General features: G+C 50.2%; 13 protein-coding genes. 9 read left to right on the top strand and 4 right to left on the bottom strand.

The window, feature by feature from the left end:
- A partial coding sequence (locus tag QQL65_RS16365; RefSeq protein WP_284366200.1) for a calcium-binding protein occupies positions 1–648 on the top strand: 648 nt, incomplete at its 5' end.
- Positions 649–793: 145 nt separating this feature from the next.
- Here the strand turns inward: QQL65_RS16365 and QQL65_RS16360 are convergent.
- Positions 794–1,987 (bottom strand): NnrS family protein, encoded by a 1,194-nt coding sequence (locus tag QQL65_RS16360; RefSeq protein ID WP_284366199.1) that lies wholly within the window; start codon positions 1,985–1,987, stop codon positions 794–796.
- Positions 1,988–2,155: 168 nt separating this feature from the next.
- Here QQL65_RS16360 and QQL65_RS16355 point away from each other — a divergent pair, with 168 nt between their 5' ends.
- Positions 2,156–2,848, top strand: a complete 693-nt coding sequence (locus QQL65_RS16355; protein WP_284366197.1) for a Crp/Fnr family transcriptional regulator — start codon at positions 2,156–2,158, stop codon at positions 2,846–2,848.
- Here the strand turns inward: QQL65_RS16355 and QQL65_RS16350 are convergent.
- Positions 2,845–3,051 carry a DUF1858 domain-containing protein gene (locus QQL65_RS16350; RefSeq protein ID WP_284366195.1) on the bottom strand — a complete coding sequence of 69 codons (207 nt, stop codon included), beginning with the start codon at positions 3,049–3,051 and terminating at the stop codon, positions 2,845–2,847. The genes QQL65_RS16355 and QQL65_RS16350 overlap by 4 nt on opposite strands.
- Before the next feature lie 160 nt (positions 3,052–3,211).
- Here QQL65_RS16350 and QQL65_RS16345 point away from each other — a divergent pair, with 160 nt between their 5' ends.
- From QQL65_RS16345 to QQL65_RS16330, 4 genes are all read left to right on the top strand, one after another.
- Positions 3,212–4,000 (top strand): SDR family oxidoreductase, encoded by a 789-nt coding sequence (locus QQL65_RS16345; RefSeq protein WP_284366193.1) that lies wholly within the window; start codon positions 3,212–3,214, stop codon positions 3,998–4,000.
- A gap of 87 nt (positions 4,001–4,087) precedes the next feature.
- Positions 4,088–4,756 (top strand): response regulator transcription factor, encoded by a 669-nt coding sequence (locus QQL65_RS16340; protein ID WP_284366317.1) that lies wholly within the window; start codon positions 4,088–4,090, stop codon positions 4,754–4,756.
- Positions 4,753–6,141, top strand: coding sequence for a sensor histidine kinase (locus tag QQL65_RS16335; RefSeq protein WP_284366191.1), 1,389 nt, complete (start codon positions 4,753–4,755; stop codon positions 6,139–6,141). Before QQL65_RS16340 ends, QQL65_RS16335 begins: the two co-directional genes overlap by 4 nt.
- Positions 6,108–7,151, top strand: a complete 1,044-nt coding sequence (locus tag QQL65_RS16330) for an ABC transporter substrate-binding protein (protein ID WP_284366189.1) — start codon at positions 6,108–6,110, stop codon at positions 7,149–7,151. The genes QQL65_RS16335 and QQL65_RS16330 overlap by 34 nt, the downstream gene beginning before the upstream one ends.
- A 4-nt stretch (positions 7,152–7,155) precedes the next feature.
- Here the strand turns inward: QQL65_RS16330 and QQL65_RS16325 are convergent, their stop codons facing one another.
- Positions 7,156–7,941, bottom strand: coding sequence for a carbon-nitrogen hydrolase family protein (locus QQL65_RS16325; RefSeq protein ID WP_284366188.1), 786 nt, complete (start codon positions 7,939–7,941; stop codon positions 7,156–7,158).
- Between the two features lie 131 nt (positions 7,942–8,072).
- On the opposite strand from QQL65_RS16325, the gene QQL65_RS16320 reads away from it, so the two are divergent.
- Entirely contained in the window at positions 8,073–9,236 is a 1,164-nt protein-coding gene (locus QQL65_RS16320) for a winged helix-turn-helix domain-containing protein (protein WP_284366186.1), read from the top strand.
- Between the two features lie 99 nt (positions 9,237–9,335).
- Complete coding sequence (locus tag QQL65_RS16315; protein ID WP_284366185.1) at positions 9,336–10,286, top strand: sugar kinase; 951 nt, start codon at positions 9,336–9,338, stop codon at positions 10,284–10,286.
- Positions 10,287–10,298: 12 nt separating this feature from the next.
- On the opposite strand, the gene QQL65_RS16310 is transcribed toward QQL65_RS16315, so the two are convergent.
- Complete coding sequence (locus tag QQL65_RS16310; protein WP_284366183.1) at positions 10,299–10,754, bottom strand: Lrp/AsnC family transcriptional regulator; 456 nt, start codon at positions 10,752–10,754, stop codon at positions 10,299–10,301.
- A gap of 140 nt (positions 10,755–10,894) precedes the next feature.
- On the opposite strand from QQL65_RS16310, the gene QQL65_RS16305 reads away from it, so the two are divergent.
- Positions 10,895–12,109: a methionine gamma-lyase gene (locus QQL65_RS16305; protein ID WP_284366182.1), complete on the top strand. Its 1,215-nt coding sequence runs from the start codon at positions 10,895–10,897 to the stop codon at positions 12,107–12,109.
- The last annotated feature ends 89 nt before the right edge of the window (positions 12,110–12,198 follow it).

Genomic DNA, 12,198 nt, shown 5'->3' with positions numbered 1-12,198 from the left:
ACAATCAATGCTGGTGACGGTAATGACCGCGTCAACGGTGGAGCTGGCGACGATACGATCAATGCTGGTGCTGGTGATGACCGTGTAAACGGTGGTGCTGGTGACGATACAATCAATGCTGGCGACGGTAATGACCGTGTAAACGGCGGTGCTGGCGACGACACAATCAACGCTGGCGACGGCAACGATGTAGTGCGCGGTGGTGCAGGTGACGATACAATCAACGCTGGTGATGGTAACGATGTTGTTTCTGGTGGCCGTGGCGATGATACGATCAATGCTGGCGACGGTAACGATATAGTTCGCGGTGGCCAGGGCAATGATATCATCGAAGGTGGCACAGGAGATGATGTGCTGCACGGCGGCCAGGGTGACGACGTGTTCTTATACTCTCAAGGCGATGGCAATGATGTTGTTTCTGGTGGAACTGGCACAGATTGGACGGACAGTATCGCATTGTCGGACGGGTCAGGTTCAGGTGCCGATGTCGGTGCACTTGGGACCGATTGGACGGTTACTGTTACAAGCGGTGAGATTATTTCGATCGACGAAAGCGAAATGATTTTCAGCCAAGATTCAAGCGGTACGATCGAATTTGACGATGGTGGTTCAATTGATTTTGACGGGATTGAAAGCCTTTCTTGGTAGGCTTTCTCGTTGAAATAACAATAATAATAAGGCGCGTCAGATTACCTGGCGCGCCTTTATTCTAGCTTGAAATAGAAATGGCGAACGCACCAGGTTGGTGAGCGAAGTGCGTTCGCCGGTCACATATAAAAGCTTGTCCCAACTCTTACATGCGACGAGGCTGCCAAAGCTTTGGTGCATATCCGATTGCAAAGCATAAAAACGCGGCACACCATCCTAATTGCGATATTCGAAGCAGAACTTGCTCAAAGCTGCCAAACAGTTGCAATGCGACCAAAACACGTAGCGCAGCAGCGCCAAGAACCAGAGTAAATGCGAGTTTTGCGCCAAGGTCGGTCGATAGGTCGTGTCCGGTGTGGCCACGAGTTGCGCGAACCATAACGCCAAGCACCATTGCACCGAAGCCGCCCATGCCAATCGCATGGATGCCAGCAACTTCAACAAAATGCTCGGGCCAAAGAATGCCGGCACCTAAAAGTGCAAATCCAATCGGTAAGAACAAATATGCGAGGTGTAAAACCAACAGGATATAGCTGTGGGCTGTGCGGTCGCCCGCCCAGCGACTAAGCCGATATAGATTTGCAAATGCGGTAATCAGCAACAAATAGCCAACGAACTGGTTTTCGGGCCAAAACGACCACCCGGCAAGCGACACAACTGATACGGCTAGGGTGGCTTTGTCGGTGTTGCCAAATGGAGTGGGCAGACGACCCGGGTTCATGCGTGCAAGCCAATTTCTGGTGAAGCTGGGGATGATACGCCCGCCGATCAGCATGATGAGCAGAGTGATTGCAGCAATGCCGACGCGACGCGCAATGTCCGCTTCACCGGTCATGGCAATTTCAAAATAGTACCCGATATGGCCCAAAGTTAGCGCACCGACAATTACGAGTACACGCAGGTTGCGCCAGTTTTTGCCTGCGACGATTTCAGTTGCGGCAGCTGCGAAAAAAGTGACGAGGAAAGCACAGTCAACAAATGCCGTCGCGGCTAGACCCAGATATGCGGATAAGTTGAAAGCAATTCGGCCCGCAAACCAAATGCTGACAAGCAGTAACAATGGTGTTCCCTTGACCGGCAGTCGTCCGGTCCAATTTGGAATTGCGGTAAGCAAAAAGCCGGCGATAATGGCGGGCATAACGCCAAATATTAGTTCATGCACGTGCCAGTCAACCGCTGAAACAACAATCGGCAGAGACGTTTCCGCGAAATAAAACGGCAGCCACAACAAAATGTTGAGCGCCGCGTAAAGCGCGCCAAAAAAGAAAAATGGCCGAAAACCATAAGAAAGAATGGCCGGGCCGTCACTCGGTCGTGGGCGGACTTTATCGTGTAGCATGATGCCTCTTCGTGCTGTAAAATGGGGCTGTCTAGTCAGATCGCAACCAACCCACTGTCCAAGGTGGTCGTTTTCATCAACCACCCAAACCACTTCTAGTCTGTCGCTTTGGCGAAATGTTTGCTAAAGATCAAACAGTTGAGAATTTGTTGAGTGCAATGGTCATAAATGAATAAGGTCGATCCTACATTAATCCAAGATTTGAAGGCCTTTGCGGGCCTTGAACAAGGGGAGTTGGAACGTGTGCTGGATCAGGCGCATTCTAGCCTTTTTGCTAAGGGTGACGCTTTCTTTCGTGAAGGCGAACGGGCGCAGCGCTTTTTCGTCCTCCTAGATGGGTTTTTGCAAGTTGTACGCACAACTGAAAACGGCGAACAGGTGATAATGCGTCACTTTGCACCCGGTGAAGTTTTTGGAATCGCACCTGCACTCAATCGCGATACCTACCCCGCAAGCGCTTTGGCTGTTGCGGATTGTGTCGCATTGCATTGGCCGAACAAATGCTGGCAAGAATTTGCCAATGAGGTGCCAAGATTTGTGCAAAACGCACATGGTGCTGTCGGCGAACGCCTAAACGATTCTCAAGATCGAATTGTTGAAATGGCAACTGAACAGGTAGAGCGTCGCGTTGCGCGAGCAGTTGCACGTTTGGTGAAGCAAGCAGGCAAGCCATCAGAACGTGGTATTCGGATAGATATGCCTATTTCACGTCAGGATATTGCTGAAATGTCTGGCACGACGCTCCATACTGTTAGTCGCATTTTCTCAAGCTGGGCAGATCAGGGCCTGGTGGCCGTAGGACGCCAAAAAATTGAAGTGCTGTCCGCGCACAAGCTGGTCACCATCGCTGAAGGGCACTAATCCGCTATCGCAAGATTGAGTTCTTGTAAAAACGCTTCTCTATCCAACTCATATTCGCGACATGCATTGTTGATTGTATGAAAGCTGGCGATTGGGCACCCCACACAAAGCATTCTATGGCGCAGAAATACGGCTATGGTGTTCGGCCATCGTTGCATAATCTCGTCTAGGCTCAATTCGGGCCCAATTGTGGATTGCAGCATTTCTTTTCCCGTTCGGTGTCGACTTATCGTTTCGAGCGCCTATGGTTAGAAATAACAGAAGCAGAAATTGTTTCTTTGCGTTGGCACAAACATTAGATTGAGGCGTGAAGAACGCTGGTGTGATGTTGAGTAAGTGGCGGCATTTGAAAGGATGTTTGATATGGATTTAGGGTTGGCAGATAAGAAGGCGCTGGTTTTGGCGTCAAGCCAAGGATTAGGGCTTGCGGTGGCCACCGCGTTGGTCGGCGAGGGTGCGCATGTTGTTATCAGTGGACGCTCAGAGGACAAATTGGCTGAGCAAGCGAAGGAATTGAACGCAAAAGGGCCTGGAAAAGCTGATTTTGTTGTAGCCGATCTGTCGGACAGAAATGCAGCGGCTGATCTTTATGCGGGTGCAAAAGCCAAACTTGGCCGCGTCGACATCTTGGTCAACAATACCGGTGGGCCACCGCCTGGAACCACGACTTTGCCAGATGCGGATACGTGGCGCAGCTATTTTGACACGATGATTTTGCGTGTCATCGAAATAACCAATTTGTGCTTGCCCGATATGCAAGCTAAAGGGTGGGGTCGTGTGCTGACGATTGCATCTTCAGGCGTGCAACAACCAATTCCAAATCTCGCTATGTCCAACACATTGCGTTCTTCTCTTGTTGGTTGGAGCAAATCGCTTGCAAGTGAAGTGGGCAAGGATGGTATCACTTCAAATATGCAGTTGCCGGGACGCATTCACACAGCGCGCCTTGACCAATTGGACAGTGGAAATGCTGAACGATCCGGCCGCACGATTGATGAGGTGCGGGCGCAAAACTTTGCTGCAATTCCTGTTGGGCGGTATGGTCGGACCGAAGAATTTGGTGAACTAGCCGCATTCCTCGTCTCTGAGCGTGCGAGTTATGTGAACGGTTCTGTCATTCGATGTGATGGCGGTGCCACACAAGGAATTTAGACTGTAACTTGTCAAATGGTTGTGCTTACAGGGCGATAGAAACTGTGGCATAATCTGAGCCAGACAGCGAAATGAATGGAGTCGGCATTGCGCTTCTTGCTTGTTGAAGACAATTTGCAATTGGCCAAGGCGCTCAAAGAGCGCTTTGCGCTTGAAGGGCATGTTGTTGATCATGCGGAAGATCTTAGCGACGCGATGACCAGCACATCAACCGTCGCTTACGATCTGATATTGCTCGACATCATGCTTCCCGATGGCGATGGAAGGTCCTTCTTGAAGACGCACCGAGGCAAAGCGGAGCGGACGCCCGTGATTGTTTTGACGGCACGGTCTGAAGTTTCAGACCGTGTCGGCCTACTCGATCTTGGCGCTGATGACTATATTACAAAGCCGTTTGACTTTGCCGAGCTGGAAGCCCGTTGCCGTGCGGTTTTGCGCCGACAGGGTGGAAGTGTCAACAATGCGCGAGAGTTCGCTGATCTCGTATTTGACCCAACAACAGGCAGCCTAAAAGTCTCAGGGGAAGAGCGTGGGTTGCGGAACCGAGAATTGCGTTTGTTGGAAGTATTTTTCGGATCGCCGGGGCAGATTTTCTCAAAGACCTATTTGATGGATCGGCTGTTTTCATTTGATGAAGACGTGTCGGAAAATGCCATTGAAGTTTATGTTGGGCGTTTGCGCAAAAAATTAGAAGGTTCGCAGGCGCGCATCGAAACGGTTCGCGGCCTGGGCTATCGGATGATTCAACAATCATGATCCGGTTTTTGGTCACCAGTTCGATCAGACGACGCTTGGTTTTCCAATTGTCGATTATGGCGGCCCTTCTCTCCATCGTGTTTTTTGTTGCCGTTCGTTCAGTTGCTGAACAAGCCGCGGCAGATACGCAGGACAATATTTTGGCGGCGTCGGCAACATCGATTGCAGATGCACTCTATTCCGAGCGCGGGCAGGTTCGGGTTGAATTGCCTTATTCTGCATTGTCGATGTTGGGCACAATTTCTGAGGATCGAGTGTTTTACCGGATCGTTGCTGACGGCGAAACGGTGACCGGCTATGACGATTTGGCCGTGCCAAAGGCTGATCAAGGTCAACGAGCTGCACTTTTTGTCACTGAACAATACCGTGGCGAAGAAGTGCGGGTTGTCTCAATTGCGCGAGCAGTGAGCAATGGCGTGCGCGCGGCGGATGTGCGCATTGTTATTGCGCAAACACGTCGAGGACTGGCGCAAATTTCTTCCCAGATCACGACGAATGCAATGGCAGTTGCAATTGGGTTTTTCTTGATGGCTACTGCGCTTAGCCTATTGGCTGCGCAAAGCGCGGTGGCGCCGGTCAAAAAATTAGCTGAATCAGTGACACGACGTGGGCCCAAAGACCTGCGGCCTGTTATTTCAAAAACGCCGGGTGAACTCGTTCCTCTTGTTGATGCTTTGAATAATTTCATGATGCGGTTGCGAGCATCGCTCACTCGATCTGAAGAGTTTATTGCCGAGGCTGCCCATCGAGTGCGTACGCCATTGGCTACCGTACGCACACAAGCTGAGGTCGTTCATCGGCAAATGGAAAAGCCGGAAAATCGCAAAGCACTGCGCGAAATGATCCGGGCTGTGGATGAGAGTTCGCGCTCGGCCGGTCAACTTTTAGACCACGCCATGGTGACATTTCGCACCGACCAACTTGAACAAGATGAAATTAATTTGGCGACTTTAGCGGATGAGACATGCGACCGATTGCAACCAACTGCAGAGCTAAAAGACATTGAGATTGTCAGAACGTTTTCAAAAGAACCTGCGACAATCTTTGGTGACCGAATTTTGATGCAAAATGCCGTACGCAATATTTTGGACAATGCCATTAAATACTCCCCGGCGGAGAGCGTCATAACGGTCCGTGTTGAGAACTCTAGCGATCAAGCAGTGCTCTCAGTCATTGATCAGGGGCGCGGATTTGGCGATGCAGACCTAGGTAAACTTACCTCGCGTTTTTCGCGTGGTTCGAACGTCGATGATATTGTTGGGTCCGGGCTTGGTTTGACAATTGCAGATGAAGTCATGCAGGCGCATGGTGGGCAATTGCATATTGAGCCAAACAAAGAGGGAGTGGGCGCATGCGTAATGCTAATATTCGATCGCTCTTTGTAGGCATTTTGCTGCTTCTTGGTTTAGGCAGCATATCGTATGCTTTTGAAATAGAAGAGCAAAAACGCTATTCTGGAGCCAATGCGCAACAGTCGCTTTCGATCCTATCGACTGCAGACATTGCTGTTTTCGAGCCCATCATTCTGGCCTTTCAACGTGCCAATCCGACAATAAATATCAACTATGTCACGTCAGGCAGCACTGAGGTGATGAAGGCAATTTATAAGGAGCAGGCGCAATTTGATTTGGTGATTTCTTCGGCCATGGACCTGCAAACCAAATTGGCCAATGATGGATTTGCGCTTGATTATTCTTCTGAGGCGACAAACGCTTTGCCGGATTGGGCAAGGTGGCGAAATCAGGTATTTGGGTTTACGCAAGAGCCGGCCGTTATGGTGATTTCAGAAGCATCATTTGAGGGTTTGGAAGTTCCTAGGACACGGCAGGAATTAATCGAGACACTTCGAGAGAATCCAGAACGGTTTTCAGGGCGCGTGGGTACATATGATGTGCGCACCTCTGGTTTGGGTTATTTGTTCGCCACACAAGATTCTCGCAACACTGAAAGCTTTTGGCGTTTGACAGAGGTTATGGGGCGACTAGATGCGCAGCTTTACTGCTGTTCGGGCGGGATGATCTCAGATGTCGCTTCTGGTAAATTGGCCCTGGCCTACAATGTTTTAGGGAGCTATGCGGCGAGCCAAATTGAAGGCCGGGACGGCCTTAGAATTGTCCCGCTTGATGATTTTGTCGGGGTGATGATGCGCACCGCAATTATTCCTGTCGGTGCAAACAACCCGGACGCCGCTGGACGATTTATCGACTTCCTAGTGCGGCTTGGTCAGCACCCTGAATTGTCCGAATCCACTGGTCTTCCTTCGATTGTCGATCAGCCTTTGCCTGCAGGCACTGTGATGCGCCCCATTCGGCTTGGGCCGGGGCTGCTGGTGTTTTTAGACCAACTCCGCCGCGAAACATTTGTGCGGAGCTGGGCCAGTTCAATCGAGCAGTAGAAAGTTATTCTGGGACGTATCGCGGATAGGTTTGTTTGCTCTTTCGTGCGAAGTCGAGGTCGATTTCGGCCGAAGCAAACGGACTATGCTCTGATGTTGTAGCCAGCACATTACCTTCTGGGTCGATTATCCAAGACAGGCCACCGCAATTTGCTTTCTCACCCGGCGGGCACCAAAGGTTTGACGATAAATTGTAAGCGCCTGCGCACACTGCGCTTGCGCGCCCGCCAGCGAGCCACTTGTCCGTCGATCCGTGCGGTGTCGCACGCGGCACACACAATATATCGGCGCGAGAGCGTGCATAATGGCGTGCCCATTCCAGGAACCACATTTCGGTGCAGATTTGAACGCCGATGCGCATGTCGAGTGTTCGACATAGGTCGAAAGATTTTTCACCGCGATCATACCAAGTATGCTCATAATATCCTTCTTCATCAGGAAGATAGTATTTCTCATGAACCGGTGCTGGGATGTTGGATTCTTGCGTCCATAAATAAGCTAGGTTGCGACGCGAGCCGGCACTGTTGATAGAAGGGCGTGTGCCCATGATGGCCTTCGCGCCATATTGTGAAAGCGCTGCAATATGTTTGTTGTGGTCATCTACTGCAGTTGCCCATTTCGTCGCCGACGGTGTTTTTTCTGCTGCAACCCATTCGGCAAAGCACATTTCAGGTAAGAGCACAAAATCGCTTTTGTTTTGTGCGATATGCAGTTTCAATTCAGCAATGTAGTTTTCAATTTGAGATGCGCGCGGGTCAATTTGGCAAACGGTTACAATCATCTTTTTCATCCCTTTTTCCTATACAAAGCACCAATTGCTTTGATGTGAAAACGAATTATTTTGATGCCAAGCGTTGATTGCACTTGGATTTGTTCTTGTTTTGTACAAGACTCGCACTGTGTTCGGATCGGGGGGAATCGGTGCTCAGGATTGATAACAAACAAGCGCGTTGGCTCTGGCTGAACAAGAATTTGCTCGCCGAGCCGCCAGTCGGCAAATTTGATTTGCTACAAACGGTCAAGGATCTGGGGTTTGTGCAAATTGACACCATTCAAAACGTTGCCCGCGCGCACCACCATATTTTGTGGAGCCGAAACCATAAATATCGATCTAAAATGATCGATAAGCATCTGGGCCGTTCAGGGGATTTATTTGAGCATTTCACCCATGATGCGTCGATGATCCCGTCTGACTTTTTTCCAATGTGGCGCAGACAATTTAACAGCATGGGGGAGCGTGTTGCGCGGCATTGGTATCACGAAAAAATGCAGGGTAGTGATGAGCAACAACTCATCATTGACCGCATCAGACGAGAAGGGCCGCTTTCTACCGAGGCATTCGACACTAAAATCGAAGGTGAAAAACGGATGTGGGCGCGGCCGCCGCATAAGCAAACACTTGACTATCTTTGGTATGCGGGTGTGCTCACGACTTCACATCGGGAGAAATTTCGAAAGTATTACGATCTAATCGAAAACGTAATCCCATCCGAGACTCTCGCCATTGAGTTGGGAGAACAGGCACAGATTGATTGGCTCTGTCAGGCAGCGATTGAGCGGTTGGGTATCGCAAGTTTGAGCGAAATTAGGAAATTTTGGGAAGCTGTTAGTCCCCGCGAGACAAAAGCTTGGGCAGATAATGCTGATTTGACGACCGTTGAAGTGCAGTCGCGCGATGGAAGCTGGGTAGAGGCATTTGCCGAAGCAGACATTGAAAACAAGCTTGAGCTGATGACCAAGCCCACGTCTCGGCTTCGGATCATCAATCCATTCGACCCACTCATACGCGACCGCAATCGGTTGAAACGGTCGTTCGGGTTTGACTACACAATTGAGATCTTTGTTCCAGCTGCGAAGCGCCAGTGGGGATACTATGTCTATCCGTTGCTGCAGAATGATCGCTTTGTTGGTCGCATCGAATTAAAAGCCGACCGAAAAAAGTCATGCTTAAACGTTATCTCATTTTGGAAGGAACCTAAGGTGAAATGGGGAGATGCGCGTTTTGCCGCCCTTGAAAGAGAGTTGGTCCAATTCGCGAAATTTGGCGGCGTTGAAACTGTTAGTTGGCACTGCGACTCCATCTAGTATACTAGATTTGTAGGATCGTACCAAAATGCGTAATGTTGGCTGGTCGAGGCACTTAGACTGCGTTATCACTTCGTCTAGTTCAAAAGGGTGAAGTAGATGTCGAAATCAGTGGTCTGTGTAGGTGAAGTGATGCTCGAGCTGTCTGGTGTTCAACCGGACGGTTCTGCCAGATTTGGCTTTGGCGGTGACACTTGCAATACTGCGATCTATCTTTCCCGTTTGCTGAATCAGGATGGCGAAGTTGGCTATCTCACTCGCCTGGGGCAAGGTGCATTTTCAGACCAACTTGTTGCATCATTGAAAGATGAGGGGCTCAAGCTTTCTTCTAACACACAGTCCGAAGCCGGCACGCCGGGCCTTTATGCTATTTCAACCGATGAAGTAGGCGAGCGCTCTTTTACCTACTGGCGCAAAGACGCAGTCGCACGTGAATTGTTGACCGGTGTATCTGCCGGTAGCGAAGAAGAATTCTTGCGAGACTTTGATGCTTTGTATTTCTCTGGGATCACTCTTGCGGTGCTTTCTGATGAGGGGCGTCAGTGCCTGCTAAGAATTGCTCAACAATTTGTGGCAGAGGGCCGCACTGTAATGTTTGATGTCAATCACCGCGCTCATCTTTGGCAAAGCCATGCGCCAAACATAGATATTCAAGATATTGTGCAACAAGCCATTGCGATGGCGTCGATAGTAAAGGTCGGGCACGACGAGGCGCAGGACATTTTTGGTTGCAAAAGCCCGAACGACACGGTTCAAACACTGTCTCGATTTGGCGATGCTGCGCTGGTGGTTACTGATGGTGCCGGTCGTATTGTCTTGTATAAAGACGGCGAAATGCAGGACGTTCTGTTTGATGTTGTTGCAGACGTCATCGATAGCACCGCTGCTGGCGATAGTTTTAGCGCTGGTTTTTTGGCGGCGCAGTTATCGGGTGCTAGTTTTCGCGCGTCAGCCCTTGCGGGGCAGAGAGTGGCGGCACGCGTTATACAATTTCCAGGTGCGATCATCCCTAAACCTCAAACACCCAAGCTAAATGAAGTTCTCTCGTAATTTTTTGCCTAGCTAAACCGCGGGAAAGATGTTGACGCGCTTCACTTCACCGTAAGCAAAGCTCGTTTCAATCGCTGCAACGCCTGGGATCTTGTGGACTTTCTTGCGCGTGAAGCGCTCATAGTCTTCTAAGCTGGCAACAACCACACGCATTAGATAGTCCCAATCGCCTGTCATTAGGTGACACTCTAGAATTTCGTCGATATTTCTTATCGCGGTTTCGAAACCCATCACAGCGTCTTCCGTGTGGTGTTGCAGCTTGATTCTAACGAATACGGTTACCGGAAGCCCGTATTCGTTTTGATCAACGATGGCGCAGTAGCCCTTGATAATGCCTGCTTTTTCCAAGTTTTTGAGGCGGCGAAGGCAGGGCGATGGCGAGAGGTTTACGCGCTCAGCCAATTCTTGGTTCGTCAGCCTGCCATTCGCTTGAAGTTCTCGAATTATCTTCTGGTCTGTTTTGTCCATTTTGCGCCTACTGAAGCAATAATCTGCCAATTCACTACCCCATGTGGGTCATAAAAGCCAGAAAATGCCCGTCAAAAAGCAGTATTATGTATCCAAGAATGGCGAAGATGTCGCCAGGCAGCAAATTGGAGGTACGCGAAATGAAAGATGATGCAATGGGTCGCCCGCTAGGGTTTTCGACAAGAGCGATTCATCATGGTTATGATCCACTGGACGAAGAAGGTGCGCTTACGCCACCACTTCACCTAACCTCAACATTTGCGTTTGAGAGTGCGGAGCATGGCGGCGAGATTTTCGCCGGAGAACAACCAGGTCATGTTTATTCGCGTATCTCCAACCCCACATGTGATTTGCTGGAACGTCGAATTGCCATTCTAGAAGGCGCAGAAGCGGCGTTGGCCAACTCATCAGGTATGGGTTCGATTACCTCGGTTATGTGGACGTTTTTGTCCCCTGGGGATGAAGTCATTTGCGATGAGACGCTTTATGGTTGCACGTTTGCTTTCTTCACACACGGGTTGGCGAAATTTGGCATCAAGATCACTCATGTTGATATGACCAATCCTGAGAATGTTCGGGCCGCGATCAGCGATAAGACTAAGATTGTCTACTTTGAAACGGTTGCAAACCCGAACATGCGTTTGGTTGATGTGTCTGCAGTTTCTGATATCGCCCATGAGTATGGTGCAAAGGTTGTGGTCGACAATACATATACGACGCCATACCTGATGCGCCCCATTGAACTTGGCGCGGATATTGTTGTGCATTCAGCAACCAAATATTTGGGTGGCCATGGCGACGTGATCGCCGGAATGGTTGCTGGTTCGCTTGAAGATATCACGGAAATTCGCGTCGTTGGCATGAAGGATATGACCGGTGCGGTGATGGCGCCGTTTAATGCGATGCTGATCATGCGTGGATTGAAAACGCTAGAGCTGCGCATGGAGCGCCATTGCGCAAACGCAATGAAGGTTGCGCGGGCGCTTGAGGCTCATCCTATGGTCTCTGAAGTGTATTTCCCGGGCCTCGAGAGCTTTCCGCAACATGAGTTGGCGAAGCGCACCATGAAAGACTTTGGCGGCATGATTGCATTTGAGGTGATCGGTGGTATCGAGGCGGGCAAGGCAACGATGAATAACCTTAAAATGATCAAGCGGGCGGTTAGCCTGGGCGATGCTGAGACACTAATTCAGCACCCTGCCAGCATGACGCACTCCACTTATACGCCAGAAGAGCGTGCACAGCACTTGATCAGTGAAGGATTGGTGCGCATGTCCGTGGGGCTCGAAGATCCAGATGATATCATCGCTGATATCATGCAGGCGTTGCCGATGGCGGATCAAAAAGTCGCCTAATTGTCTTCTCCTCGAGGTGCGCTCTTTTTGTCTTTAAGATGGAAAGGGTGCGCCTCACTCCAAGGGAGAACGGAATAGGCGAGTTGCGG

Origin of the sequence: Maritalea porphyrae (assembly GCF_030159895.1) — a bacterium.
Lineage (GTDB): Bacteria > Pseudomonadota > Alphaproteobacteria > Rhizobiales > Devosiaceae > Maritalea > Maritalea porphyrae.
This window is presented reverse-complemented; position numbering and strand designations above follow the sequence as displayed.